Origin of the sequence: Burkholderia thailandensis E264 (assembly GCF_000012365.1) — a bacterium.
Classification (GTDB): Bacteria; Pseudomonadota; Gammaproteobacteria; order Burkholderiales; family Burkholderiaceae; genus Burkholderia; species Burkholderia thailandensis.
Genome location: NC_007651.1, coordinates 3,679,526 through 3,705,658, shown reverse-complemented (window position 1 = coordinate 3,705,658; position 26,133 = coordinate 3,679,526). Strand labels below are relative to the sequence as shown.

The 26,133-nt window shown below is 63.8% G+C and carries 20 protein-coding genes and 1 pseudogene; 12 read left to right on the top strand and 9 right to left on the bottom strand.

Annotation, left to right across the window (positions count from 1 at the left end):
* The first annotated feature begins 21 nt into the window (after window positions 1–21).
* The gene (locus BTH_RS28730) at window positions 22–1,089 is read left to right on the top strand and encodes a glycosyltransferase family 9 protein (protein WP_009906652.1); all 1,068 of its coding nucleotides are present in this window, start codon (window positions 22–24) and stop codon (window positions 1,087–1,089) included.
* A gap of 121 nt (window positions 1,090–1,210) precedes the next feature.
* Here BTH_RS28730 and BTH_RS28725 read toward each other — a convergent pair whose 3' ends face one another.
* Window positions 1,211–2,239, bottom strand: coding sequence for a helix-turn-helix domain-containing protein (locus BTH_RS28725; protein WP_009906651.1), 1,029 nt, complete (start codon window positions 2,237–2,239; stop codon window positions 1,211–1,213).
* 305 nt (window positions 2,240–2,544) lie between these two features.
* On the opposite strand from BTH_RS28725, the gene adh reads away from it, so the two are divergent.
* Complete coding sequence (gene adh, locus BTH_RS28720; protein ID WP_011402635.1) at window positions 2,545–4,065, top strand: aldehyde dehydrogenase; 1,521 nt, start codon at window positions 2,545–2,547, stop codon at window positions 4,063–4,065.
* Between the two features lie 419 nt (window positions 4,066–4,484).
* Here the strand turns inward: adh and BTH_RS28715 are convergent, their stop codons facing one another.
* Window positions 4,485–6,053 carry an MFS transporter gene (locus tag BTH_RS28715; protein ID WP_025404143.1) on the bottom strand — a complete coding sequence of 523 codons (1,569 nt, stop codon included), beginning with the start codon at window positions 6,051–6,053 and terminating at the stop codon, window positions 4,485–4,487.
* A gap of 178 nt (window positions 6,054–6,231) precedes the next feature.
* Between BTH_RS28715 and BTH_RS28710 the strand changes: the two are divergent.
* The 3 genes and pseudogenes from BTH_RS28710 to BTH_RS32640 all read left to right on the top strand — a co-directional run.
* Window positions 6,232–6,570 (top strand): annotated as a pseudogene (locus BTH_RS28710) (LysR family transcriptional regulator); the annotation flags it as partial.
* 58 nt (window positions 6,571–6,628) lie between these two features.
* Window positions 6,629–7,897: an IS256 family transposase gene (locus BTH_RS28705; RefSeq protein WP_011402632.1), complete on the top strand. Its 1,269-nt coding sequence runs from the start codon at window positions 6,629–6,631 to the stop codon at window positions 7,895–7,897.
* Window positions 7,898–8,139: 242 nt separating this feature from the next.
* Window positions 8,140–8,514 carry an HNH endonuclease gene (locus tag BTH_RS32640; protein ID WP_080511565.1) on the top strand — a complete coding sequence of 125 codons (375 nt, stop codon included), beginning with the start codon at window positions 8,140–8,142 and terminating at the stop codon, window positions 8,512–8,514.
* Window positions 8,515–8,623: 109 nt separating this feature from the next.
* Here BTH_RS32640 and BTH_RS28700 read toward each other — a convergent pair whose 3' ends face one another.
* The 4 genes from BTH_RS28700 to dnaA form a co-directional block, all read right to left on the bottom strand.
* Entirely contained in the window at window positions 8,624–9,601 is a 978-nt protein-coding gene (locus BTH_RS28700) for a toll/interleukin-1 receptor domain-containing protein (RefSeq protein WP_011402630.1), read from the bottom strand.
* 177 nt (window positions 9,602–9,778) lie between these two features.
* Entirely contained in the window at window positions 9,779–12,247 is a 2,469-nt protein-coding gene (gene gyrB, locus BTH_RS28695) for a DNA topoisomerase (ATP-hydrolyzing) subunit B (RefSeq protein ID WP_009910190.1), read from the bottom strand.
* Window positions 12,248–12,435: 188 nt separating this feature from the next.
* Complete coding sequence (gene dnaN, locus BTH_RS28690) at window positions 12,436–13,539, bottom strand: DNA polymerase III subunit beta (protein WP_009906826.1); 1,104 nt, start codon at window positions 13,537–13,539, stop codon at window positions 12,436–12,438.
* A 162-nt stretch (window positions 13,540–13,701) separates the two neighbouring features.
* Window positions 13,702–15,312, bottom strand: a complete 1,611-nt coding sequence (gene dnaA, locus BTH_RS28685; protein WP_011402629.1) for a chromosomal replication initiator protein DnaA — start codon at window positions 15,310–15,312, stop codon at window positions 13,702–13,704.
* Between the two features lie 445 nt (window positions 15,313–15,757).
* Here dnaA and rpmH point away from each other — a divergent pair, with 445 nt between their 5' ends.
* The 4 genes from rpmH to yidC all read left to right on the top strand — a co-directional run bounded on the left by rpmH (window position 15,758) and on the right by yidC (window position 18,407).
* A complete protein-coding gene (rpmH, locus tag BTH_RS28680; protein WP_004198824.1) occupies window positions 15,758–15,892 on the top strand; it encodes a 50S ribosomal protein L34 in 135 nt (44 codons plus the stop codon).
* A gap of 16 nt (window positions 15,893–15,908) precedes the next feature.
* The gene (gene rnpA, locus BTH_RS28675) at window positions 15,909–16,376 is read left to right on the top strand and encodes a ribonuclease P protein component (protein ID WP_011402628.1); all 468 of its coding nucleotides are present in this window, start codon (window positions 15,909–15,911) and stop codon (window positions 16,374–16,376) included.
* Between the two features lie 79 nt (window positions 16,377–16,455).
* A complete protein-coding gene (yidD, locus tag BTH_RS28670; protein WP_006024057.1) occupies window positions 16,456–16,725 on the top strand; it encodes a membrane protein insertion efficiency factor YidD in 270 nt (89 codons plus the stop codon).
* Between the two features lie 8 nt (window positions 16,726–16,733).
* Window positions 16,734–18,407 (top strand): membrane protein insertase YidC, encoded by a 1,674-nt coding sequence (gene yidC / locus BTH_RS28665; RefSeq protein WP_009910184.1) that lies wholly within the window; start codon window positions 16,734–16,736, stop codon window positions 18,405–18,407.
* A gap of 140 nt (window positions 18,408–18,547) precedes the next feature.
* Here the strand turns inward: yidC and BTH_RS28660 are convergent, their stop codons facing one another.
* Entirely contained in the window at window positions 18,548–18,967 is a 420-nt protein-coding gene (locus BTH_RS28660; RefSeq protein WP_009906632.1) for a transcriptional regulator, read from the bottom strand.
* A gap of 338 nt (window positions 18,968–19,305) precedes the next feature.
* Here BTH_RS28660 and mnmE point away from each other — a divergent pair, with 338 nt between their 5' ends.
* Both mnmE and BTH_RS28650 read left to right on the top strand, forming a co-directional pair.
* Window positions 19,306–20,709 carry a tRNA uridine-5-carboxymethylaminomethyl(34) synthesis GTPase MnmE gene (gene mnmE / locus BTH_RS28655; protein ID WP_009910182.1) on the top strand — a complete coding sequence of 468 codons (1,404 nt, stop codon included), beginning with the start codon at window positions 19,306–19,308 and terminating at the stop codon, window positions 20,707–20,709.
* 243 nt (window positions 20,710–20,952) lie between these two features.
* A complete protein-coding gene (locus BTH_RS28650; RefSeq protein WP_011402626.1) occupies window positions 20,953–22,182 on the top strand; it encodes a tyrosine-type recombinase/integrase in 1,230 nt (409 codons plus the stop codon).
* A 311-nt stretch (window positions 22,183–22,493) separates the two neighbouring features.
* On the opposite strand, the gene BTH_RS28645 is transcribed toward BTH_RS28650, so the two are convergent.
* Window positions 22,494–23,069, bottom strand: coding sequence for a recombinase family protein (locus BTH_RS28645; RefSeq protein WP_011402625.1), 576 nt, complete (start codon window positions 23,067–23,069; stop codon window positions 22,494–22,496).
* Between the two features lie 340 nt (window positions 23,070–23,409).
* Here BTH_RS28645 and BTH_RS34150 point away from each other — a divergent pair, with 340 nt between their 5' ends.
* Window positions 23,410–24,168 (top strand): hypothetical protein, encoded by a 759-nt coding sequence (locus BTH_RS34150; protein ID WP_127446420.1) that lies wholly within the window; start codon window positions 23,410–23,412, stop codon window positions 24,166–24,168.
* 132 nt (window positions 24,169–24,300) lie between these two features.
* Here BTH_RS34150 and BTH_RS34145 read toward each other — a convergent pair whose 3' ends face one another.
* Complete coding sequence (locus BTH_RS34145; protein WP_127446419.1) at window positions 24,301–25,014, bottom strand: hypothetical protein; 714 nt, start codon at window positions 25,012–25,014, stop codon at window positions 24,301–24,303.
* Between the last annotated feature and the right edge of the window lie 1,119 nt (window positions 25,015–26,133).

Sequence of the window (26,133 nt, the reverse complement as noted above, 5' to 3'; positions counted from 1 at the left end):
GCCGACGAGCGCTCCCTCGCGATGACGATGACATTCGACGACACCACGCTGTCGCCCGCCGATGCGCTCGCGTACCCCGGCACGCTGCTTTCGCCCGACGGGCGGCTCGTCGCGCCTTACGATCTCGAATGCACGAGCGCCGATGCGCGCGGCTACGTCGGCGCGGCGGCCCGGGTCGGGCTGCTGCACGCGGCGAGCCGCCCGTTCGCGCTCGATTACGCGACGTTGTCGACGGTTCACGTCATCAACGGGATGGGCGTCACGCTCGGCGATTCGGTGATCGGGCTGACCGCGCTCGCGGCGATCAAGGCGCGGCACCCGCACGTGCGCTTCGTGCTGTACCGTCCCGCGCACGCGCCCGCGTACGTCGATGCGCTGTACCGGCTCGCGGCCGATGCGATCGCGCCGGTCCGCACGCTGCCGTGGCCCGCGGCCGACCTGCCGGCGCGCGACACGCGAATCGATCTCGGCAATCACCTGTACTGGCCCGCATTCGCGGCGCGGCCGATGATCGACTTCTTCGTCGCGTCGCTCGGCGTGCCGCCCGAGTCGATCGCGGCCGACGCGAAATGCAATCGCTGGCTCGCGCGGCTGACGCTGCCCACGCTGCCGCCCGAATGGCGCGGCCGGCCGTACGCGTTGTTCTGCCCGCAGGCGAGCACGCCGCTGCGCAGCATTCCGGCGGCACGGCGCGCGGCGCTCGTCGAGCGGCTCGCGCGCGCGTATCGGCTGCCCGTGCTCGGCTTCGGGCCGATCAGCCATCCGGATTATGTCGATGTGAGCGGCCACTCCGCCGATACCGCGCAATTCATCAGTTGGGTCGGGCACGCAAGCATCGTGCTCTGCGCGGATACGTCGGCCGTGCACATCGCGGCCGGGTTCGACGTGCCGACGCTCGCGTGCTTTTCGAGCATCGCGCCCGAGCTGCGGGTGCGCGACTATCCGTTTTGTACGGCGATCGAGCTCGATGTGCCCGAGATGCTGCGCAATCGCCACAAAAGCGATGCGGCGGACGATATCGCGCAAATCGACGCCGCGTATCGGCGCATCGACTGGGACGCGATCGCGTGGCCGCAGGCGCGGACGTGAACACCCGCGCGACAAGCCGATGACTCCGCGTGCGCGCCGGGTACGCCGCGCGCGAGCCGCGAGCCACGATTCGTAAGCCGCGAGCCGCCCGACGCCGGCGGCCGGCGCGCCGCTCACCGCCTCAGCAGGCGAGCGCGCCGCGCAGCGTCTCCGATGGCCGCGCGCCGAACATCCGCCGGTAATCGGTCGCGAACTGGCTCAGGTGCCAAAACCCCCACGCGGCCGCGACGTCCTGCACCGAATCCGCCGCGCGCCCGCGCAAGTCGCGCCGCACGCCATTGAGCCGCAGCGCGCGCAGATAGGTCGCGGGCGCCATCCCGAGCACGTCCTGGAAGCAGTACTGCAGCGTGCGCCGGCTCACATGCAGTTGCTCGCACAGCTCCGGCACGCCGACGGGCCGCGAGCGGTGCGCGAGCACGTAATCGCGCGCGGCCGCGACGATCCTGCGCCGCCGCGACGAATGCTCGATCGTCGCATCGGCCGCGGGAGACGCGCACAGATCGAACAACGCCGCAAGCACCTCCGCCTGCAGATCGTTGCGCGCGCAGTCCGACAGCGGCGCGCCCGCCGCGCTCATCGCGTCCGCGTCGTCGAGACGCTGCGCGAGCAGCGCGCAAAGCCGCGTGAGCCGCGCCTCGCCGACGCGCACGACGGGCACGAGCGGCAATCGCTCGTCGAGCCCGCAGCGCTCGACTTCCTCCGCATAGCGGCGCAGCACCGCGCCGCGCACGACGACACCGTAGATCGAGAATTGCGCGGGCGTGAGCAGCTCGAATTCGACATTGCCGGGCCGAAACGCCAGCGCGTCGGCGGCGATCGGCCGCGCATCGATGCGCGCCGCGCCGTCGCGCGCGACCGGAATGCCGAACCAGTACGCATCGCCGCGCACTTCGCACGCCTGCCGCAGCGTGTGGCTCGTCGTCTCGCGGAACACCTTCATCGTGTCGAGCGGCAGCTCGGTTAGCGTGCCGACGAAACGGCCCGCCGCGAGCTGGTCGTAGGTCTGGCGCCAGCCGATCAGGTTGCGCGCCTGCTCGTCGGCGTCGTGCGCGACGCTGACGAGCGCACGCCCGGCCGCGCCGCCATCGCCGTCCGCGCTGCGTCCCGTATCCTCCGCCGTCGTCTCGGCGCCGGCGTGCTCGTGATCCATCGCGCCTCCTTTTGCGTCGCTGAAGCTGAAACGATCCGTCCGATTACGCAATTCCCATGCCGAAGCGTACCGTCGCCAAAATCGCCGATGTGGGTGCGACGCTGTGCCGCGTTTGAACAACCGGCGCGCGGCGGGTGTTCAACCGTGGCGCAGTTCGCCGCGCGCCGCCGCGCCGCGCGTGCGCCTGGCCCCGCGCCGGCGCTCCGATGCACCGCGGCGCAGCCCGCTGGCACGGTTTTGGCGTAACGATCGGCGTCGCGCACGTCGCGCGGCGCATCACCGATACCGACATGCGAGGAGCAACGATGAATCACGCGGACATGCAACATCTGAACATCGAATTTCCGTACCGCAAGCAGTACGGGAATTTCATCGGCGGCGAATGGGTCGCCCCGATCGGCGGTGAGTATTTCGACAACGTCTCGCCCGTCACCGGCCGGCCGTTCACCGCGATCCCTCGCTCGCGCGAAGCCGACGTCGAGCTCGCGCTCGACGCCGCGCACGCGGCAAAGGCGGGCTGGGCCGCGACGGACGCGGCCCAGCGCGCGAACGTGCTGCTGAGGATCGCCGATCGGATGGAGGCGAACCTCGCGCGCCTCGCGGTCGCCGAGACGATCGACAACGGCAAGCCGCTGCGCGAGACGACCGCGGCCGACGTGCCGCTCGCGATCGACCACTTCCGCTACTTCGCGGGCTGCATCCGCGCGCAGGAAGGCTCGATCGCCGACATCGGCGGCGACATGGTCGCCTATCACTTCCACGAGCCGCTCGGCGTCGTCGGCCAGATCATCCCGTGGAACTTTCCGCTCCTGATGGCCGCGTGGAAGCTCGCGCCCGCGCTCGCGGCCGGCAACTGCGTCGTGCTCAAGCCCGCCGAGCAGACGCCCGCGTCGATCCTCGTGTTCGCCGAGCTGATCCAGGATCTGCTGCCGCCCGGCGTGCTCAACATCGTCAACGGCTTCGGCCTCGAAGCGGGCAAGCCGCTCGCGTCGAGCAAGCGAATCGCGAAGATCGCGTTCACGGGAGAGACGTCGACGGGCCGCCTCATCATGCAGTACGCGAGCGAGAACCTGATTCCCGTCACGCTCGAGCTCGGCGGCAAGAGTCCGAACATCTTCTTCGCCGACGTGATGGACCGCGACGACAGCTACTTCGACAAGGCGCTCGAAGGCTTCGCGATGTTCGCGCTGAACCAGGGCGAGGTCTGCACGTGCCCGTCGCGCGCGCTCGTCGAGGAGAGCATCTACGAGCGCTTCATCGAGCGTGCGATCAAGCGCGTCGAGGCGATCAAGCAAGGCCATCCGCTCGATTCGCAGACGATGATCGGCGCGCAGGCGTCGTCCGAGCAGCTCGAGAAGATCCTGTCGTACATCGACATCGGCCGCGGCGAGGGCGCGCAATGCCTGACGGGCGGCGAGCGCAACGTGCTCGGCGGCGAACTCGCCGAAGGCTACTACGTGAAGCCGACCGTGTTCCGCGGCCACAACAAGATGCGCATCTTCCAGGAAGAGATTTTCGGGCCGGTGCTCGCGGTGACGACGTTCAAGACCGAAGAGGAAGCGCTCGAGATCGCGAACGACACGCAGTACGGCCTGGGCGCGGGCGTCTGGACGCGCGACGGCAACCGCGCGTACCGCTTCGGCCGCGGCATCCAGGCCGGCCGCGTGTGGACCAACTGCTATCACGCGTATCCGGCGCACGCGGCGTTCGGCGGCTACAAGCAATCGGGCATCGGCCGCGAGACGCACAAGATGATGCTCGACCACTACCAGCAGACGAAGAACCTGCTCGTCAGCTACAGCGAAAAGCCGCTCGGGTTCTTCTGATCCCGCGCGCGCGACGCGAATCGTTCGCGCCGCGCGCCGCATGAACGGCTTGGCCTGGCCCGGCGGATTCGCGTGTCGACGCGGCTCCGTCGGGCTTTTTCGCGCTTGCGTCGATTCGGCCCGGCGGCCGAATCGCTCACGGCAACGGGATACGCGGGCGACGCGTCTTTCGCGGCCGAGCGTTCCGGCGCCGGCGCTCGCGCGTCGGCCCTTCTGCCGGCCCTCGCGCCGCTGGCCCCTCCGTCATCGACGCTTCAGCCGCTCGATCTTCCGTCGTCGCTTCGCTCGTCGCCTCTTCGATCTCTCGGATCTCTTCGATCTCTCCGATCTCTCGGGTCTCTCCGAACATTGGCCGCACGGCCATCGCGCCAGGCCGGCGCGCGGCCGCCTCCCTTTATCCTCCGCACTTCATTCGCACTTCATCCGCACTCACGATCGAGCGTCGGCGCACGGCGAACGCCCGCGCTCGCCGGTTCGGCCACCGGCTCGTCTTGCGCGCGAGTCCCGCTCAGGAACGCGAACGCGGCGAGCGCGCACAGCAGCGTGACGACCGTCAGCCCGCCGAGCAGGCTGCCGAACGCAGCCGCATAGCTTTGCCGCAGCGCGTCGCGCGCGACGCCCGGCAGCAGCGCGGCCGCATGCGCGAGGTCGCCCGTCGCGAGCCGCGCGGCGGCCTCGTGCACGGCGGCGGGCGCGACGAGCGACGGCACCGCGTCGCGCACGTGCGGCTGCGCGAGCGTCGCGAGAATCGCATTGACGATCGCGAGCGCGATCCCCTCGCCGGCGACGCGCGTCGTGCTGAAAATGCCCGTCGCCATTCCGGCGCGCTCCTTCGGCACGACGCTCACCGACAAGCCGTCCATCAGCCCCCACGGCATCCCCGCGCCAATGCCGATCGCGAGCATCGGCGCGATCGCCGCCGCGCCCGCGCCGCCGTGCAGCGCGCGGCCGAGCCACGCGAGGCCCGCGGCCGCGATCACGAGCCCGATGCCCGAGATCACGCCCGCCGACATCCAGCGCGTGAGCGTCGCCGCGAGCATCGGCACGACGAGCATCGGCGCGGACAACGCGAGCATGAGCCAGCCGGCGTCGATTTCGCTGAAGCCGTCGATGCCGATGAAGCGCAGCGGCAGCACGACGAGCAGCACGATGTAGCAGCAGCAGGTCGCGATCGGCAGCACCTGCACGCCGACGAAACGCGGGTAGCGGAACAGCGACAGATCGAGCATCGGCCGCGCGACGCGCGCCTCGATCGTCGCGAACGCGATCGCGCAGAGCGCCGCGCCCGCGAGCAGCGCCGCGACGAGCGGGCTCGCCCAGCCGCTTTCCTGCGCCTGGATCACGCCGAACGTGAAACACGACAGCATTGCCGTGAACGCGAGGGTCCCGGCCCAGTCAAGGCCCTGTGCCTGCGGATCGCGCGACTCGCGCATCCTCGGCACGCCGAACGCGAGCGACAGCGCGCCCGCCACGGCGCCCGTCGCGAAGATCGCGCGCCAGCCGAAGCACTCGATCAGCACGCCCGCAAGCACCGGGCCGAACGCGAGCCCGAGCCCGAACGTCGTGCCGAGCACGCTGAACGCACGGGTGCGCGCGGCGCCGTCGAACTCCTGCGCGAGCGCTGCCGTGCCGCCCGCGAGCGCCGCGGCGGCCGCCACGCCTTGCGCGGCGCGCAGCAAATCGACGGCGACGATCGACGGCGCGAAGCCGAGCGCGAGCGAGCACGCGGTGAAGCCGCCAACGCCCGCCGCGAACACGCGCTTGCGGCCGAACTGGTCGGCGAGCGCGCCCGCCGCCATCAACAGGCTGCCGAACGTCAGCATGAACGCGTTCGTGACCCAGTTCATCGCGACCGGGCCGCCGCCGAGATCGCGGCCGATCGCGGGCGTCGCAACCGCGCCGCCCGAGAAGCCGAGCGGCAGCGCGAGCGCGGCGAGGCAGACGGCCGCGAGTATCGCGAGCCGCGCGGCGGAAAAAGATCGATCCATCATCATCGCTCCGTTTGAAAAGCGCCGGCGGGCGCGCCGCTGCCTCAGTTGCGACGACGAACCCTCCGGCCGAGCGACGAACGATAATCCGGATTCAATCGACGAAAAACAACGCAAGATTCCGTATATTACGGACTTGAATTCCGCAATTTCGGGTAACGAAGGGAACCGGAGCGATATGGACAACCTGAACGGCATCGTCGCGTTCGTCCGCACGGCCGAGACGCTCAGCTTCGTCGCGGCGGGACGCAAGCTCGGCGTATCGGCGTCGGCGATCGGCAAGACGATCGCGAAGCTCGAGCGCTCGCTCGGCGTGCGGCTCTTCCACAGGACGACGCGCAAGGTCACGCTGACCGACGAAGGACGGCATTTCCACGAGCGCTGTCATCGCGCGCTCGAAGAACTGCGCGACGCGCAAGCCGCCCTGTCGCAGAGCGCGCAAACGCCGCGCGGCCGGCTGCGCGTGAGCCTGCCCGTGATCGGCTACCGGTTTCTGCTGCCCGTCCTGCCGGAATTCGAGCCTGTCAGATTTTTAGTGTGCTGAGGTCATGAGACGATAACGGAATTAACGTCCTATGACCGATGCAACAGTGAGCAAGAAGAGCAAGAATCCGAAGGCACCAAAGCTGTTTCCCGATGAGCTGATCGATCAGTTGCTTGCCCAGGTTCAGGGCAAGGATGCCGAGTCGATCCTGGGCGAATCGGGGCTGGCCGGCCAGCTCAAGAAGCAACTGGCCGAGCGCATGCTCGCGGCCGAGTTGAGCCACCATCCGGCAGCCGAGACCGAGCAAGGCAGGGCCGGTAACCACCGCAACGGCACCAGCGCCAAGACGGTCCTGACGCCCAACGGCGAACTGAAGCTGGATATTCCGCGCGATCGACAGGCGACGTTTGAGCCGCAGTTGGTTGGCAAGTACCAACGCCGGCTGCCAGGCTTCGACGACCACGTGATCAGCATGTATGCGCGCGGCATGAGCGTTCGCGAGATTCAGGGCCATCTGCTGGAACTGTACGGGTTGCAGGTGTCGCCCGACCTGATTTCGACGGTCACCGACGAGGTGCTGGCCGACGTCGAACAGTGGCAGCAGCGCCCGCTCGAGGCCATGTATCCGATTGTGTACTTCGACGCGCTGCGGCTGAAGATCCGCGACGAAGGCACGGTCAAGAACAAGGCGGTCTATCTGGCGCTGGGCATCCGCGCCGAGGGCCGCAAGGAAGTACTGGGTTTGTGGATCGAGCAAACCGAAGGCGCCAAGTTCTGGCTGAAGGTCTTCAACGAGCTGAAGAACCGCGGCTTGCACGACATCCTGATCGCGGTGGTCGATGGGTTGCGCGGCTTCCCCGAAGCGATCGAGGCGGTCTATCCGGCCGCCCAAATCCAGACCTGCATCGTGCATCTGATCCGCAATTCGCTGAATCTGGCGAGCTGGAAGGATCGCAAGCCGCTGGCTGCCGCGATCAAGCCGATCTACCAGGCCGCCACGGCCGAGGCGGCGGCAGCGGCGCTCGACGCCTTTGCGCAGAGCGAGTGGGGCCGCAAATTCCCTACCGTCGCGGCCATGTGGCAGCGCCAATGGGAACAGGTGATTCCCTTCTTTGCCTATCCGCCGGAGGTGCGTCGAATCGTATATACGACAAACGCTATCGAGAGCATGCACATGCAGTTGCGCAAGATCGTCAAGAACCGCGGCCACTTCCCGAGCGACGAAGCCGCCAGCAAACTGCTGTATCTGGCCTTGCGCAACATCGAAAAGGATTGGAAGATGCCGCCTATCACTTGGCGGCAAGCAGTTAATCAGTTCGCCATTCTGTTCGGCGAGCGATTCACCTCCGCCATCAACTGAGACCTTTAACCGGCCTCAGCACACGAAATTCCTGACACGTCCGCGCAGCCATCAGTGACATCTCTGTTGGTGATTTGGACCAGCTTTACGTTGTCCTCCAACGTGCCTCGGCCATCGCCAGAACCGTACCAAACCGTGTGGCCGACCAGTTCCGGCGCGCGAAGAAGCACCTACCTCAAACTACTGAGGCAGAGCGCCTGGTGGTACAACGTGTCGGGCAAGACTTGTATCGAAGCGCACTGATGGATTACTGGCAGGGACGCTGCTGCGTAACGGGCCTCGCCGTCCCGGGCTTGCTACGAGCGTCGCACATCAAGCCTTGGGCTAAGTGCCAAAGTGACGACGAGAGGCTGGACGTGTTCAACGGGTTTCTGCTTGCACCACATGTTGATGCGCTGTTCGACGATGGTTGGATTTCATTCTCGGACCAAGGCAGCTTACTTGTGTCTGATGCGTTGCCGTCCGCTGCCAGGACTCAATTGGGGGTATCCCCTGAATGGACAATTCAGAATGTGAAGCCAGCTCATGTGCCATACCTGATGTTCCACAGAGCCAACGAGTTTCGTAAGGACTCTTTGTTCGCTCGCCGCGAAGGCTCGAAAGAGGAAACGGCTTGACCTTGAGCACGGTTATCGAAATCGTACGCACCTTGAGACAGGAATCATACATGCGGACGACCCGAGGCGGGTGGCTCAAAAGGCGTTACCGTGCCTCGAGCGGATGAACTCAGCGCTGGACGGGTTCCATCAACATTGACCACAGATACTCAGCGGCTCCGGTGTCAGACAGCTTTTCGGACACTCCCCTGGCCATGTTCATCATCGGCTTTAGGTACAGAGTCTGGCTATCTTCCGCGATGGTAAGCGCCTCGTTGAAGCTGTTGGTATGCGTTGAAATCTGACTGGAGTACGTAATCTCGCGGTTGCTGCTCCCACCGAAGGCGCCGCCGTGGGAGACGCTGCACTGCGAGATACTCTTGCCGTCCTTGTAGATGCTCGCAGTGAAGCGGCGCGCATCGATTCGGGTAAATCGACCCTGGAACTGGCCGTGCCGCTTTTCCAGCTCCTGGAGCGAGCCATCGAAGAAACGGGCGATAAAGTCAAACGTCTCCGAAACAAACGTATCTCTGTCCAAGTCCGAGAACTGATGTTTGACGCGCATGTTGCTAGACCGCGGCAATTGCGTACTCGCGGCGGGCACTGCCACTGCGCGGGCCGCCCCTGCCTCGCGCGCCGGCGCCGCAACCCGCGCTCGCGCCGATGACGACGCGGTCGCACTCACAGCAGCGCGAATCGACTTCGTGATGTCGGCAAACGCCTCATCTTGGTTGGGCCAAGAGGTCACCGGCCGGCCATCGGTCGGAACTGCGTTCAGTTTTCCGAACGGGGCGCTGTGCCAGTCACAAGCGCGCAGGATGACGGGGATGACGCGCACCTCACCAGCCTTATGACGCTCCATTGCACGCTTCATCTCGGTCGCGAAGCAGTACTCGGATGCGATGAAGTTCGCGCTCACTAGCAGCAAGATGATGTCTGCGCTCTCAAGGTGCTCATCGATGCTGTCATCGATGTCGGAGCCTGCGACGATGCGCCGGTCATGCCATGCGGTAATGAGGCCCTCGCGCTTCATAAGCGAGAGGTGGATTTCGAGCTGGTCGCGCAGCGACTCGTCTATATGCGTGTACGAAAAGAAAACTGATGCCATGCCGCGTTCCAGCCGAAATTCACGTCGTTGTTGTGGCCGCAGGCAACACCGCGGCCTCTTTCCTGCGACCGTGACGTCAGTTAGATGACGTCATTAGAGCTATTGGAATGCATCCACCAATAAATGTCTCAATGGATGCTTCCCAAAATCTCACATTATGGTTCCCGCTACACAACCTCAAACATCAATATTCCCCGCCCGCAACGCATTATTCTCGATAAACGCCCGTCGCGGCTCGACCTCGTCCCCCATGAGGGTGGTAAAGATCCCATCCGCCGCAATCGCATCCTCGATCTGCACGCGCAGCAACCGCCGCACCGCCGGGTCCATCGTCGTTTCCCACAGCTGCTCGGGGTTCATCTCGCCCAACCCCTTATACCGCTGCTTAGACATGTTCCGCTCGGCGTCGGCCATCAGCCACTTCATCGCTTCCTTGAAGTCCGCCACGTTCGAGCTCCGTTCGCCGCGCTTGATCGCCGCCCCCGCGCCGATCAAACCCTTGAACGTATTCGCGGTGTTTACGAGTTGCTGATAATCAGCCGTGTGCTGGAACTCCTCGTCGATCACCGATACGCGCACGTTGCCGTGATGCGTGCGCTCGACACGCAGCGAGCGCTGCTCGCGCACCGCATCGTAAGCGGGCACGACGCGCACTTCGGTCTTCGAATCGTCGGACAGCATGGCGGCCAGCGCCTTCGCCGACGCCTCCGTCGACGCCTCGCTCGACAGATCGATCGCGACGCCGTCCATGACCGCCTCGAGCGCGGCCGGGTCGTACAGGCGGCTCAGCCGCTCCACCACGCCCCGCGCGAGCAGATACGAGCGCGCAAGCTCGCCGAGCGCGTCGCCCGAGATCGGTGTGCCGTTCTCGGTCGGCACGAGCTCCGAGCCCTGCAGCGCGAGGCGCAGCATGTGCGCGTTCAGCTCGGTGTCGTCCTTCAGGTAGCGCTCGTCGCGGCCAGCCTTCACCTTGTAGAGCGGCGGCTGCGCGATGTACACGTAGCCGCGCTCGATCATCTCCGGCATCTGCCGGTAGAAGAACGTCAGCAGCAGCGTGCGGATGTGCGCGCCGTCCACGTCCGCATCGGTCATGATGATGATCCGGTGGTAGCGCAGCTTGTCGAGGTTGTAGTCGTCCTTGCCGATCCCGCAGCCGAGCGCGGTCACGAGCGTGACGATCTGCTCGGACGACAGCAGCTTGTCGTAGCGCGCCTTCTCCACGTTCAGCACCTTGCCGCGCAGCGGCAGGATCGCCTGGAACTTGCGGTCGCGCCCTTGCTTCGCCGAGCCGCCCGCCGAATCGCCCTCGACGATGTAGATCTCCGATTTCGCCGGGTCCTTCTCCTGGCAATCCGCGAGCTTGCCCGGCAGGCCCACGCCGTCGAGCACGCCCTTGCGGCGCGTCATCTCGCGCGCCTTGCGCGCGGCATCGCGCGCGCGCGCCGCTTCGACGATCTTGCCGCAGATGATCTTCGCGTCGTTCGGCGTTTCGAGCAGGAACTCCTCGAGCGCCTTCGCCACCACTTCCTCCACCGGCGCGCGCACTTCGGACGAAACCAGCTTGTCCTTCGTCTGCGAGCTGAACTTCGGCTCCGGCACCTTCACCGACAGCACGCACGAAAGCCCTTCGCGCATGTCGTCGCCGCTCGTCTCGACCTTTGCCTTCTTCGCGATTTCGTTGTCGGCGATGTACTTGTTGATCACGCGCGTCATCGCCGCGCGCAGGCCGGTCAAGTGCGTGCCGCCGTCGCGCTGCGGGATGTTGTTCGTGAAGCACAGCACGTTTTCGTTGTAGCTGTCATTCCACTGCATCGCCACTTCCACGCCGACGCCGTCCTTCTCGCCGTTGATGTGGAAGATCGTCGGATGCAGCACGCTCTTCGTCTTGTTGATGTACTCGACGAAGCCCTTCACGCCGCCCGCGAACGCGAAATCGTCTTCCTTGCCGGAGCGCTGGTCGGTCAGGCGGATGCGCACGCCGTTGTTCAGGAACGACAGCTCGCGGATGCGTTTCGCGAGGATGTCGTAGTGGTATTCGACGGTGCCGAAGATCGTCGAATCGGCCATGAAGTGCACTTCGGTGCCGCGGTTCTCGGTGTCGCCGATCACCTGCATCGGCGACACCTGCTCGCCGTCGCGCTCCTCGAGCACGCGGTTCTGCGCGATGCCGCGATGGAATTCCATGAAGTGCTTCTTGCCGTCGCGGCGCACGGTGAGGCGCAGCCAGCTGGAGAGCGCGTTCACGCACGATACGCCGACGCCGTGCAGGCCGCCCGACACCTTGTAGCTGTTCTGGTCGAACTTGCCGCCCGCGTGCAGCTCGGTCATCACGATCTCGGCGGCCGAGCGCTTCGGTTCGTGCTTGTCGTTGAGCTTGACGTCGGTCGGGATGCCGCGGCCGTTGTCGGTCACGGAGATCGAATTGTCCGCGTGAATGGTCACGTGGATGTCGTTGCAGTAGCCGGCAAGCGCTTCGTCGATCGAGTTGTCGAGCACCTCGAACACGAGGTGGTGCAGACCGGTGCCGTCCGACGTGTCGCCGATGTACATCCCGGGTCGCTTGCGCACCGCTTCCAGGCCTTCGAGGATCTGGATCGACGACGCGCCGTAGCTATTTTCGGGCTGCGAATTGTGCTGTTCAGTCATGGGTGTCTTCCGGTTCTGCTGGGCTACTCGAGTGGCGGCGGGGTGCTTCCGCCGAAAAAACCGGGCCGCCTCGGGTTTTTCGCCCCTTTCGGGGGCCGGCGTCGCGCGCCGGCGCTCAAGCGTGCGAATCGCCATAAAAACGCCAAAGGGGCGTGGCGCCCCTTGGTGTGTCCGGCGAGTCGTGCGCGTCAGATGCGCATCGGCATCACCACGTACTTGAATTCGTCGTTCTCGGGCACGGTGATGAGGGCGCTCGAGCTCGCGTCGCCGAGGCTCACCTGAACGGTGTCGACCTTCAGGTTCGCGAGCACGTCGAGCAGATACGTGACGTTGAAGCCGATGTCGACGGTGTCGCCCTGGTAGGCGATTTCCAGTTCTTCCTGCGCCTCTTCCTGGTCGGCGTTCGTCGACATGATCTTCAACTGGCCGGGCGCGATGATGCAGCGCACGCCCTTGAACTTGTCGGACGTGAGGATCGCCGCTCGCTGCAGCGAGCGCTGCAGCTCTTCGCGGCCGATTTCGAACGTGTTCTTGTGCGCCTTCGGAATCACGCGCTGGAAGTCCGGGAACTTGCCCTCGACGAGCTTCGATACGAGCTCGACCTGGCCGAACGTGAACTTCGCCTGAGTCTGCGCGATGTCGATCTTGACCGTGTCGTCGATGTCCTCGAGCAGGCGCTGCAGCTCGAGAATCGTCTTGCGCGGCACGATCACTTCCTGGCGGCTGAACGAGCCTTCGATCTTCATCGACGAGAACGCGAGGCGGTGGCCGTCGGTCGCGACAGCCATCAGGCGGTCGCCGTCCACGACGAGCAGCATCCCGTTCAGGTAGTAGCGGATATCCTGCTGCGCCATCGCGAAGTACACCATGCCGAGCAACTGGCGGAACGCCTTTTGCGGAACGGCGAGGCTCGCGCCGAAGTCTTTCGATTGCGCGACGGTCGGGAACTCGTCGGCGGCGAGCGTTTGCAGGGCGAAGCGGCTCTTGCCGGACTGGACCGTCAGGCGCTTGTCGGCGAGCGACAGCGTGACCTGGCCGTCGGGCATCGCACGCAGGATGTCGAGGAGCTTGCGGGCCGCGACGGTCGTCGCGACCTGGTCGCCGCCGACGCCGAAATCGGCGCGCGTCGTGATCTGGAGCTCGAGGTCGGTCGACAGGAACGACACGTCCGGGCCGTTCTTCGTGATCAACAGATTGGCGAGGATCGGCAACGTGTGGCGGCGTTCGACGATACCGCTCACGGTTTGCAGCGGCCTAAGGAGGGTGTCTCGTTCGGTCTTGACCAGTTGCATAGAGTTCCTTCGTTCAATTAACGGCCTGCAAGCCTCGCAGCGCCTGGCCGGGCGGGCCCTCGGCCCGCCGCCGGCCGGGCGGTCAAACCAGTATTGTGCCTCAAAACCGAACCGCCCCTTTTAAATTGGGGCGGTTCCGCGTTTCTCAAGCGCTCGCGCGCATCAACCCTTGAGCGTCTGTTCGAGCACGTGCAGCTCATGGTTGAGCTGGGCGTCCTTGCCGCGTTCGTCGGCGATCTTGCGCACCGCGTGCAGCACGGTGGTGTGGTCGCGCCCGCCGAACAGCTCGCCGATTTCGGGCAGGCTCTTCTGCGTGAGCTCCTTCGCGAGATACATCGCGATCTGCCGCGGCCGCGCGATGTTCGCGGGCCGCTTCTTCGAATACATGTCGGCGACCTTGATGTTGTAGAAGTCGGCCACCGTCTTCTGGATGTTCTCGACCGAGATCTGCCGGTTCTGCACGGTGAGCAGATCCTTCAGCGCTTCCTTCGTCAGCTCGATCGTGATCTCGCGGCCGTGAAACTTCGAGTACGCGAGGATCTTGCGCAGCGCGCCTTCGAGCTCGCGCACGTTCGAGCGCAGATGCTTCGCGACGAAGAACGCGACGTCCTCCGACAGGCTCACGCCTTCCGACTGCGCCTTGCGCATCAGGATCGCGACGCGCATCTCCAGCTCTGGCGGCTCGATCGCGACAGTGAGGCCCGAATCGAAGCGCGAGATCAGGCGATCGTCGATGCCGGAGATTTCCTTCGGATACGTGTCGCTCGTGATGATCACCTGCGCCTTGTTCGCGACGAGCGCCTCGAACGCGTAGAAGAACTCTTCCTGTGTGCGCGACTTGCCCGAGAAGAACTGGATGTCGTCGATGAGCAGCAGATCGAGCGAATGATAGTAGCGCTTGAAATCGTCGAACGCCTTGCGCTGGTACGCCTTCACGACGTCGGACACATACTGCTCCGCGTGGATGTAGCGGATGCGCGCGCCCGGCTTGTCGAGCAGCAGTTGGTTGCCGATCGCGTGGATCAGGTGGGTCTTGCCGAGGCCGACGCCGCCGTACAGGAACAGCGGGTTGTACGAGATGCCCGGGTTGTCGGCCACCTGGATCGCCGCCGCGCGCGCGAGCTGGTTCGCCTTGCCGGTGACGAAGTTGTCGAACGTGAGCACCGGGTTCAGCTTCGAGCGCTCGTACATCGAATCGGCGGCTTCGCTGTTCGCGCTCGCCGCGCCGGGGCGCCACGTGCGGCGGCCGGCCGCCGCCTCGTGCGCGGTGAGGCTCGGCAGGTCGAGGTCGGCGGCCTCGTCGGCGTTCAGCGCGGCGGCGTTCGCCTGGGCCGCCTGGGCGGCCTGCGCGGCGGCGACGGCGGCGACGGCGGCCGCGGTGGCGGCGTTCATGCCGGCGGGCGCGGGCGCGTTCGCATCGGCGGCGCCCGAGGGCGCCGGGCCGGCCGTAACCGGCGCAGGGTTGGCCGCCGGCAGCGGCGCGCGGGGCGCGAGCGGCGCCGCGCCGGCGGCGCTGCGCTGGCCCACCTTCGGATCGAGCACGAATTGCACTTCGATCGGCGCATTCCAGAAATCTCGGGCCAGATCGGAGATCCGGCCCGAGAACTGGCTCTTGACCCAGTCGAGCTTGAAGCGGTTCGGTGCGGCGATCGACAGCGTGTTCGCAGCGGCATCGAAGGCGACCGGGGCCAAGGGTTTAATCCACGTCACGTACTGTTGGGGCGTCAATTCACGCTCCAATAGCGCGGAACAGTGTTGCCAGAAATCGTTCATCGAAGAGCTGTCGTTGTTTCGTTTGCACGCAGGGCGCGCGGCCGCCCTTGTCGCGGATGCGCAACAAGGCCCGGTGCGGCCGTGCGGACGTGCCTCGGACGCTTGCGCGACAAGGGTTTGAGCGCAGGCGCGAGCCGAGGCGGCGTGCGGGATTCTTGGAGATAAGGCGAGATTCTACCGCCAAACGGGGTGCGCGCGGGAGTTATCCACAGGGGCGGGCGGCTGGTGGGGCGCGATCGTCACAGTGCGCGGAACCGTGGATCAACACAGCTGATGCGGCCCCGGTATGTCTCTAACGTATTGACCGCCAAGAGAAAAACGGTTTAAATAGCGGGTTCCGCGAAAACCAATCCTGTTATTTTCGGCGATTGCGTTCGCCCGGTTGCCTCGAAAGAGAGGGCACGCGGTCCCTGATTCCCGATATTCTCGAACAAGTGAGAGCAACATGAAACGTACCTACCAACCTTCCGTGACGCGCCGCAAGCGCACCCATGGCTTCCGCGTGCGCATGAAGACGGCAGGCGGCCGCAAGGTCATCAACGCCCGCCGCGCGAAGGGCCGCAAGCGTCTCGCCATCTAAGGGCGGGCCGCGCGCCGTGTCCGCCGTCCGCAGCGATGCGGGCGAGGCAGCCGCTGTCCCGGGTTCGATTCCGTTGCAAGCGTCCGCCGCCTTTCCCAAAGCTGCGCGACTTCTGAAAACGGATGAATTTTCATCCGTTTTTCGTTTGCGCCCGTGGCGGCGCACCGCGCACTTCGTGATCTACGGCAAGCCGACGGGGCGCGAAGCGCGTCTTGGGCTCGTCATCGGCAAGAAGTACGCTGCGCGTGCGGTGACGCGCAATCTGGTCAAGCGGCTCGCCCGCGAAGCGTTTCGCACGCGTCGCGCCGAGTTCGCCGGCTGGGACATTCTGCTGCGCCTGCATACGCGCTTCGACAAGAAGGCGATGCCGAGCGCCGCATCCGCGCCGCTCGCGGCGCTGTGCGCGGGCGAGATTCGCGAGCTGCTCGATCGGGCGGCCCGGGAGATTGCCCGGCGCAACGGGGCGAAGCCCGCGTCCGAGTGACGCGCCGACGCCCGTCGCGGACGGCGTGCAGCCGTCCGCCCGATTGGCTCGACCGCGGCGCCATGGCGCCGCCACTGCTATGCAAACGGTTCTGATCGCGTTGCTGCGTTTCTACAAGCTTGCCGTGAGCCCGCTGCTCGGCAGCCGATGCCGTTTTTATCCCTCCTGTTCGGATTACGCGCGCGAGGCAATCCAGTATCATGGCGCCGCGCGCGGCACTTACCTTGCCGCCAGGCGCCTGTGCCGATGCCATCCGTTTTCCGCGGGCGGCATCGATCTCGTCCCGCCGCCCAACTCCGACGCACGTAACGCTCCTCACGAAGCTGAGGCGTCGTCCCATCGACTCTGAGACAACGCATGGATATCAAACGCACCGTCCTATGGGTGATCTTCTTCATGTCAGCGGTCATGCTGTTCGACAACTGGCAGCGGTCCCACGGACGCCCGTCGATGTTCTTCCCGAACGTCACGCAGACGAACACCGCGTCGAACGCGACTAACGGCAATGGCGCGTCGGGCGCGAGCGCGGCGGCGGCGAACGCGCTGCCGGCGGCCGCGACGGGCGCCGCTCCCGCGACGACAGCTCCCGCGGCGCAGGCGCAGCTCGTGCGCTTCTCGACCGACGTCTATAACGGCGAGATCGACACGCGCGGCGGCACGCTCGCGAAGCTGACGCTGACGAAGGCGGGCGACGGCAAGCAGCCCGACCTGTCGGTGACGCTCTTCGACAACGCGGCGAACCACACGTACCTCGCGCGCACGGGCCTCCTCGGCGGTGACTTCCCGAACCACAACGATGTCTACACGCAGGCGGCCGGCCCGACGTCGCTCGCGGCCGGCCAGAACACGCTGAAGCTCGCGTTCGAATCGCCCGTGAAGGGCGGCGTGAAGGTCGTGAAGACGTACACGTTCACGCGCGGCAGCTACGTGATCGGCGTCGACACGAAGATCGAGAACGTCGGCACCGCGCCCGTGACGCCGAGCGTCTACATGGAGCTCGTGCGCGACAACACGTCGGTCGAGACGCCGATGTTCTCGCACACGTTCCTCGGGCCGGCGGTGTACACGGATCAGAAGCACTTCCAGAAGATCACGTTTAGCGACATCGACAAGAACAAGGCCGATTACGTCACGTCCGCCGACAACGGCTGGATCGCGATGGTTCAGCACTACTTCGCGTCCGCGTGGATTCCGCAGCAAGGCGCGAAGCGCGACATCTATGTCGAGAAGATCGATCCGACGCTGTACCGCGTCGGCGTGAAGCAGCCGGTTGCGGCGATCGCGCCGGGCCAGTCGGCCGACGTGTCCGCGCGCCTGTTCGCCGGCCCGGAAGAAGAGCGGATGCTGGAAGGCATCGCGCCGGGGCTCGAGCTCGTGAAGGACTACGGCTGGGTGACGATCATCGCGAAGCCGCTGTTCTGGCTGCTCGAGAAGATCCACGGCTTCGTCGGCAACTGGGGCTGGGCGATCGTGCTGCTCACGCTGCTGATCAAGGCGGTGTTCTTCCCGCTGTCGGCGGCGAGCTACAAGTCGATGGCGCGGATGAAGGAAATCACGCCGCGGATGCAGGCGCTGCGCGAGCGCTTCAAGAGCGACCCGCAGAAGATGAATGCGGCGCTGATGGAGCTGTACAAGACCGAGAAGGTGAACCCGTTCGGCGGCTGCCTGCCGGTCGTGATTCAGATCCCGGTGTTCATCTCGCTGTACTGGGTGTTGCTCGCGTCGGTGGAAATGCGCGGCGCGCCGTGGATTCTGTGGATTCACGACCTCTCGCAGCGCGACCCGTACTTCATCCTGCCGGTGCTGATGGCCGTGTCGATGTTCGTGCAGACGAAGCTGAACCCGACCCCGCCGGACCCGGTCCAGGCGAAGATGATGATGTTCATGCCGATTGCTTTCTCGGTGATGTTCTTCTTCTTCCCGGCCGGCCTCGTGCTGTATTACGTGGTGAACAACGTGCTGTCGATCGCGCAGCAGTACTACATCACGCGCACGCTCGGCGCCGCCGCGGCGAAGAAAAAGGCGAGCTGACGCTCGGCCGGACGAAAAGGGGGCGATTCAGTTCGCCCTTTTTTTGCCGCTTCGGATGGTCGGGCTTCGTTTCGGCTGAAGATAAGAAAAAGCCGCCTGGTTGATCGGGCGGCTTTTTCGTTGGAGCGGGCGGCGCGCGGTCAGCGCTTCGACGTATCGCCGTAGAACTGCTCGATCAGTTCCTGCACCAGATAGCGGTGATGCGGCGACAGCGCTTCGATTTTCGACGCGAGTTCGATGGTCTCCGGCGTCGGCGGATACTTTTCGTCGCGCGGCAGCGGCTGCGGCGTGGTGCGCGCCGCGCTCGGCGGCGGGCCGTAGTGCAGCCAATGCAGATCCACCCGAAGCCACTCGGCAAGCGTGTGAAGCTTGTCCGGCGTCGGGATTGTGCGGCCCGTCAGCCATTTGTGCGCGGTTTGCGGAGAAACCGGATGCTCGCCGTGATGACGCAAATTGAAATGCAAAGCGAGTTCCGTCGCGCCGGTCACTTTTTCTGGGCTGCGCAACAAGGCGAATTTGAGACGTTCGGTGAACGCCGCTTTTTCTTCGAGTGTCGGCATGGCCAGATTGTGCAGTTCGACCGCTGACAGGAAGACAACCAACCGGGTTATGTTTAGCGCAACTGAGTGACTGTTTAACTGGTGGATGCCAGAGGTTGCGATCGGCTGCGGGTGCGCTCATGCTTGCTGATCGGCGGTCGAGGTCGATTCGCCGGCGCGCCCTCCCGGATTTGTCATATCAATTGATTAGCGCAACTAAGATAAACAGAAAATTGCGGAAAATGGCGGGGCGGAACGTTGTCTGCGCAATACTATTGCGTGGCCGGGCTACAATTCGGCATTCAAGGATATCTGCGATTTTTCTTGATTTCCATTTCATTTATTTCAGAATTTTTGCCATGCTCGCCACTGATTCCGATCCGATCGTCGCCATTGCCACCGCGTCCGGCCGAGGCGGAATCGGCGTTGTGCGCATTTCGCTTGGGCGAGCCGGGGAGGCGGCGGCGCTTGCGCTGAGCGACGCGCTGTGCGGTGCGCGGCTCACGCCGAGGCATGCGAGCTATGTGCCGTTTCTCGATGGCGCAGGCGAGCCGCTCGACCGGGGCATCGCGCTCTATTTTCCGGCGCCGCATTCGTACACGGGGGAGCACGTGCTCGAGCTGCAAGGTCACGGCGGGCCGATCGTGCTGCAGCTCGTGCTGCAACGCTGCCTCGACGCGGGGCGCGCGTACGGGCTGCGGCTGGCGGAGCCGGGAGAATTCACCCGCCGCGCGTTTCTGAACGACAAGCTCGATCTTGCACAGGCGGAGGCCGTTGCCGATCTGATCGAGGCGAGCACCGAGGCGGCGGCGCGCTCGGCGGGACGCTCGCTCGACGGCGCGTTCTCGCGCGACATCCATGCGCTCGTCGACGACGTGATCGCGCTGCGGATGCTCGTCGAGGCGACGCTCGATTTTCCGGAGGAAGAGATCGACTTTCTCGAGGCGGCGGACGCGCGCGGCAAGCTCGCGCACATCCGCGAGCGGCTCGCGCACGTGCTCGGCGACGCGCGGCAGGGGGCGTTGTTGCGCGAGGGGCTGTCGGTGGTGCTCGCCGGGCAGCCGAACGTCGGCAAGTCGTCGCTATTGAATGCGCTTGCGGGGGCGGAGCTGGCGATCGTCACGCCGATCGCGGGCACGACGCGCGACAAGGTCGCGCAGACGATCCAGGTCGAGGGCATTCCGCTGCACATCATCGATACGGCGGGCTTGCGCGAGACGGAGGACGAGGTCGAGAAGATCGGCATCGCGCGCACGTGGGGCGAGATCGAGCGGGCCGACGTCGTGCTGCATCTGCTCGATGCGAGGAGCGGACTCGGCCCGGACGACGAGGCGATCGCCGCGCGCTTTCCGGCCGGCGTGCCGGTGGTGCGCGTGTTGAACAAGACGGATCTGACGGAGGCGCCGGCATCGGTGGCGCGGGTGGGTAGCGGTGCGGAGCGCGCGGATCTGTGCGAAGTGCGGCTGTCGGCGAAGCGCGGCGACGGGATCGATTTGCTGCGCGGCGAACTGCTGCGGATCGCCGGGTGGCAGGCGGGCGCGGAGAGCGTGTATCTCGCGCGCGAGCGGCATCTGATTGCACTGCGAGCGGCGCAGGCGCATGTCGCGCGGGCGGCCGAGCATGCGGACCAGAATGCTCAGGCGCTCGATCTCTTCGCCGAGGAACTTCGGCTTGCGCAGGAGCAGCTCAATTCGATCACTGGGGAGTTTTCGTCCGATGATTTGCTAGGGGTGATTTTTAGTCGGTTTTGTATCGGAAAATAAGTAGTCGCCAGCCGTCACCTAAGTTTCACAAGAAAGAAGCCGCAAAGCCCCGCCAGACATAGATCGACTCCCCATATTCCCCAAAGTTTACCAATCGACAACTAGCAGTTTTTGGCATACAAGATGGCATACACCGCGCCTCTACGCGAAATCATGTATGCCAAAAACACCTCATGGCCTTATCTGGCAAGCGTTTCCGGCCGAGGTAAACATCAAGAATCTGTATGCCAAAAGGGGAAGACCATGCCGAAAGTCGTTCAACCGCTGACCGATACCCGCGTCAAGGCATTGCAACCGAAAGCGGCCCGCTATCCTGTCTCTGACGGGGGTGGTCTGATTTTGGAGGTAATGCCGTCAGGCTCGAAATTCTGGCGCTACCGCTACTCGCTGCATGGCAAGCGCCAGCCGCCCGTGACGATTGGCGAATATCCGGCCGTCAGCTTGGCAGCTGCTCGTGAGCGCGCCCGTCGATATGCGGAGATCGTGGCTGGTGGCGTTTCCCCGGTAGCGGATGCTCGGAAAGATCGGGGCACAACCAAGGCGCTCAATACCGTGCGTGAGTTCGCTGCGTACTGGCTCGAACAACAGATGGCGGACAAGTCGGCCGAGTATCAGCGGACGACGAAACGCGCACTCGAAAAGGACGTGTTTCCGGCGCTCGGCAGCAAGCCGGTATCCGAAGTGACCCCCGGCGATGTGCTGGCGATCTGCGACCGGATCAAGAAGCGCGGAGCGCCGAAGATGGCCTTGCACACCCGCAATGTCATCAAGCGAATGTACGAATATGCGATTGCGCGCCAGCTCGTGACGATCAATCCGGCGCAGGCGGTAGTTGCCCGTTTTATCGCCACGCAGGAGAGCCGCGACCGCGTGCTATCTCCCGACGAGCTCGGGCACGTGCTGCGCGTCGTCTATGCATCGAGTATCCGCCGACCGTTGAAGCTGGCGATTCATCTGCTGGTGCTGACAATGGTCCGCAAGTCCGAATTGATCGAGGCTAGATGGTCCGAATTCGACCTGGATGCCGCCGTCTGGCGTATCCCGTCTGATCGGATGAAGAAACCCCGCGAGCATTGGGTCTACCTTGCTCCGCAGGCCGTGCTGATGCTGCGCGAGTTGTATGAAACTCGCACGAGCCAGCAATACGTGTTTCCTTCATCTCGCGGTGCGGACCGGCCAATCGCCAAGAGCACGTTAAACCAAGCCGTACGGGCGCTCGATATGGAGGTTCAGCACTTTGTGCTGCACGACTTCCGGCGCACCGCCAGCACGCACCTTCACGAGATGGGGCAACCGTCAGACGCAATCGAGAAGGCGCTTTCGCACACCATCACGGGAATCAAGGGCGTCTACAACCGTGCGGAGTACGCCGAACAGCGCCGCCACATCCTCGCCCTGTGGGCCGCTTTCGTTGAGGCTCAGATAGACGAGGGGCGCAAGGTGATCCTCGGCAAATTCGCAGCGAATGGGTAGTTGAGGCGCGTCGCCGGAATGAAATGTCTTGGGAACAGCGGGAACATTGGGAACAGATGGCGTAGAGGATTGATTTGTCTGGATTATTTTGTTCCCAAGTTGTTCCCAAACACTCATATATCTTGGGAACAGACCGGGTACAACTGCCTGCGGTACGCGACGCCATGGTGGTCGACTTCGCCGCCGCAATCGAATGGGCCTCCCTGCTGGAACGCTACGCGCAAAGAAGCTCCCTGCGCCGCCGCCTCCCGCGCGTGGGAATGAAAACGGGCCTTACGGCCCGTGAAAAAGTGACTTTGAACGGTCGGGCCTTATGCCGCGTCGCGTACCCGCATGATCGTCTGACGGCTTGTGTCGTACTGCTTCGCGAGGCTGGCGACGCTTGCCCCTTCGCTCAATCGCTGCCTCACCTCGTCCTGCTGTTTAGGGGACAGTGCGGACGGCCGCCCCATCGCTTTCCCTTCCGCCTTCGCTCGCGCGATACCGGCCTGCGTTCGCTCGATCAATAAGTCACGCTCAAACTCGGCAACGGCGTTCAATACCTGCATCGTCATCCGGCCGGCCGCGCTTGTCAGGTCAACTCCGCCGAGCGCAAGGCAATGAATCCGAATGCCGCGTGCCGCCAACGCTTCGACTGTTGCGCGCACGTCCATCGCGTTCCGGCCGAGCCGGTCGAGCTTCGTCACGATCAACACGTCGCCTTCTTCCAGTCTGCGGAGCAAGTCCGCAAACCCCGGCCGCTGGTCCGCGCTTACGCTACCTGAGATGCTTTCCGTTACGACCCGGCGCTTGTCGACATTGAAGCCAGCCGCCTCGATCTCGCGGAGTTGGTTAGCTGCCGTCTGGTCGGCCGTGCTGACGCGGGCGTATGCGAAGGTTCGGGACACCGTGGGCTCCAGCGTGTTCAAAAAGGGTGTACGAATTGTAACCCCTGTACGAAAATATCAAAGCCTTATTTTCGAACACCCCTTCGCACCCATGTCCGTAAGGGAACGGTTTCGGACATGCATGTTAGATCGTGGGCGGATGATCACCGTACAATCGACGTCGGCACATTAGCGGATGCAGCACGGGCCAATTCGATGGTGCCGTGTGATGCTGTTCAAATAGGGTACGATACAAACTGAGGTCTGGGTTCCCGCTCCCCGGAGTTGCTCCGATCAGGGCAGCGAGTTGTGGCACGCAAAGCTATTCGCATCCCGACGACTGTTGACGACCGAGTACGCAATGGATGAATTTGGCCCGTTTCCGCGATTGGTATGGAACTTCGTTCGAAAAAATCCGCATATGGGGTTGGCTGCGTTGCTCTTTATAGTTGGGGGCGTTGCCCTTCCAACGAAGCTCGCCATAATTTCAGGAGCGTTGTTTGGTGCTGGGGCTTCCCTATTGGGAGCTTGGATAAACGAACTGAACACTCGTCGCTCAAAGGCCGAAGAAAAGAAGCGGAGTGAAGCAGACGCGCGGCGATACTTCGCAGCCGAACTAAACCGCATCATCATGCGGGTTTTGTATATTCATGAGCGAGCCTGTCCAAATTACATGGCCGCAGTGAATGAATATATTGAGGTCGAGAATAAATTCAAGCCGAACGACTTACAGGGTGATTTTCTTCCGGAAATGCCGGTGTTGTATCCGAGTGCGCCACAATTCCGAGAGTTGTCCGGTGATGACGCGACTGCACTTATTGCCTTTTACGATTCGCTTCATGCGTTAGATGGCTTTGTGACGAACTGGTGGCAGAGGGAAGGGCAATTGCCGGTGAACATATTTAACCAGGTGCTCCACCTTAGCGAAAGAAGCCTTGCTCTCGCGGTTGTATGTATTCAACGGTTCGACTTAGAGAAGCTGTGCCCGCCGCCATATGAGGCTTGGGGAACGTTGACGTCCCGCATTGAACGTTCGCTGTCGTTCGCAAAGGAAATGCTGGAGAAGCACGTCGCTAAAATCGAGGCTTATCACAAGCAATCGAATATGCCGGCCCGGTAGCAAATTCAGCGAGGCCGCGGCGCTTGACGATTCAAAGCTTTGTTCATGGCACCGCAACAACGGCTTTCGAAGTACGGTTGCCGCGCGCCTAGTGCTGGACGAGATGACCGCGCAGCTTGCCTCTGTATCCACTTAGCGACCCTTATCGCCACGCCGCGCCGTGCGCGCTTTTTTTGGGGCCACAGCTTCAATGGGTTCTGGCAACGGGGGGATCAACTCATGGAAACCTCGATGAGCATTGCGTGCCATCTTCACCAGCGAACTCAATAGGTTGTGACCATCACTCTGCGTTTCGTGGATGCGCTGCTTCAGGCGAACGCTGGTATCTCCACTATCTTTGATATAGCGCTCGTCCACTTCGCCTCCATTGTGCTCATACACATGGCGGCGGTAGAACATTCGCGCAACGAAGTTTCGCTCGCTGTCGGGTATACCGTTAAACAATTCGATGCCGAACCACTCGCCAAAGATTCTCTGAGTCTCGTTGATGTCATGAAAGCGCTGATTGAGCAACCGTGCCCTGCGTCGCTCGATCATTGGAACGAGTACGGCAAGTTGTTTCCCGTACTGCGCGATAAATGAATCGAACGCCGCAACACCATCGCGCACACAGTCTTCCGCTGGAGCGCCCGAATTGAGTCGGTCTCGGATTGCCGGGACTATTTGCTCCTCGAACTCAACAAGGTCATTTCTCGTCCCACAGACTGAGCAGTAGCCGAAACGTCCTAGAATATCGTTGAACTGCTCACATGCACGACAGATGAACTTGTGCTGTTGGCTCTCCTCAGACACATAGAATGCGGGCTTCTCCCCCTCTTTTCCGGCCGCGTCAGCTACCTCATCCATATCGATCGTTACCTGGACATCGTGGTCAGATCGCAGCGCCTTATCGAGCACCTCGCAATAGTGTTTAACGTATCGCCTTTGTGCCCCAGACAAGAATTCATGGATTGGAGCTGTAACCGCGCAGTATGGACAAACATTCGGCCATGGACCGCTTCGCCAGTAGCCTCCGCAGTCGGGGCAAAGGTGGCCAAATTTTCCTTCACTATCAGACGCGATAACGACAGGCAAGCAGCCACGGAGCGGGGGCGGTCGCGAACCCATGCCTAGGTCGTAGACGCCCACGGGAATACCATTCTCGGGTAGCGCCCAAACTCCAATCAACGCCACGGGTACTGGCCTCATCGAGGACATTGTTGTCTGGACGCTTGTTCGGCCTTGATCGTCGATCTGCACCTCGAACGTGATCGTACCTCCCGAATGCCCAATTTCTTCGAAATCGCCTGCCATGTAGCACTCCAGTAACGATTCTGAGCAAATTGCCGTGCTTTTCGCCGTCTTAAGCGCCCACCGTGGCATGCACGTCGGATTGCGTTCGGGCTGGCTCCAACTTGGTCACAGCTAACGCATTGCTACCCCTTCCAGCGGGTCGAGTCTCGCGAAGTCGGACGCACTGCATTGCGGCAACGGCAGTTGATTAAAGCGGTGACGGCACCGCAAGGTCTGATGTTAAACCGAGTGCGATGACTCGGGCCGAAAGGGCTAGCCTGCTTTGAGCTTGAGGCTGGCACTGGCAATGCCGCGTGGCAAGTCGTGAGAAAATGCGATCTGTCGAGCCTAGGGCGGCCACCCGAAAAACCGGACACCTTCACCGGCTGGCTCGGCGTTCTTCGTGAAGGTCCACGCGAAGGGTGGACATGAGAAAGTCGCGCAACCTCGGGCACGAGGAAATAGATCCAGACGAAGAGCCGGTCTCAGCGGACGAGTTGGCCGCGTTTGTCGATCGCGGCCCGTCAGCGAAAATCAATCACGTCTCCGACCATTTTCTGCATCTCGATCCGGCCGACAGGGATAGTCCTGCGGTACAGGCCGCCACTGTCCAGCTAATCAAGGCGGAGCATGAGCGGTGGGAGCGCGAGCACTTCCAGATGGGGCGCCTAGATTTGCTTCGGGCGCGACGGC

Bases quoted from the DNA above. Each gene is read 5' to 3' on its own strand.
- BTH_RS28730 (WP_009906652.1), top strand. From the start codon at position 22: ATGACGATGACATTCGACGACACCACGCTGTCGCCCGCCGATGCGCTC.
- BTH_RS28725 (WP_009906651.1), bottom strand. From the start codon at position 2,239: ATGGATCACGAGCACGCCGGCGCCGAGACGACGGCGGAGGATACGGGA.
- adh (WP_011402635.1), top strand. From the start codon at position 2,545: ATGAATCACGCGGACATGCAACATCTGAACATCGAATTTCCGTACCGC.
- BTH_RS28715 (WP_025404143.1), bottom strand. From the start codon at position 6,053: ATGGATCGATCTTTTTCCGCCGCGCGGCTCGCGATACTCGCGGCCGTC.
- BTH_RS28705 (WP_011402632.1), top strand. From the start codon at position 6,629: ATGACCGATGCAACAGTGAGCAAGAAGAGCAAGAATCCGAAGGCACCA.
- BTH_RS32640 (WP_080511565.1), top strand. From the start codon at position 8,140: ATGGATTACTGGCAGGGACGCTGCTGCGTAACGGGCCTCGCCGTCCCG.
- BTH_RS28700 (WP_011402630.1), bottom strand. From the start codon at position 9,601: ATGGCATCAGTTTTCTTTTCGTACACGCATATAGACGAGTCGCTGCGC.
- gyrB (WP_009910190.1), bottom strand. From the start codon at position 12,247: ATGACTGAACAGCACAATTCGCAGCCCGAAAATAGCTACGGCGCGTCG.
- dnaN (WP_009906826.1), bottom strand. From the start codon at position 13,539: ATGCAACTGGTCAAGACCGAACGAGACACCCTCCTTAGGCCGCTGCAA.
- dnaA (WP_011402629.1), bottom strand. From the start codon at position 15,312: ATGAACGATTTCTGGCAACACTGTTCCGCGCTATTGGAGCGTGAATTG.
- rpmH (WP_004198824.1), top strand. From the start codon at position 15,758: ATGAAACGTACCTACCAACCTTCCGTGACGCGCCGCAAGCGCACCCAT.
- yidD (WP_006024057.1), top strand. From the start codon at position 16,456: ATGCAAACGGTTCTGATCGCGTTGCTGCGTTTCTACAAGCTTGCCGTG.
- yidC (WP_009910184.1), top strand. From the start codon at position 16,734: ATGGATATCAAACGCACCGTCCTATGGGTGATCTTCTTCATGTCAGCG.
- BTH_RS28660 (WP_009906632.1), bottom strand. From the start codon at position 18,967: ATGCCGACACTCGAAGAAAAAGCGGCGTTCACCGAACGTCTCAAATTC.
- mnmE (WP_009910182.1), top strand. From the start codon at position 19,306: ATGCTCGCCACTGATTCCGATCCGATCGTCGCCATTGCCACCGCGTCC.
- BTH_RS28650 (WP_011402626.1), top strand. From the start codon at position 20,953: ATGCCGAAAGTCGTTCAACCGCTGACCGATACCCGCGTCAAGGCATTG.
- BTH_RS34150 (WP_127446420.1), top strand. From the start codon at position 23,410: ATGGATGAATTTGGCCCGTTTCCGCGATTGGTATGGAACTTCGTTCGA.
- BTH_RS34145 (WP_127446419.1), bottom strand. From the start codon at position 25,014: ATGGATGAGGTAGCTGACGCGGCCGGAAAAGAGGGGGAGAAGCCCGCA.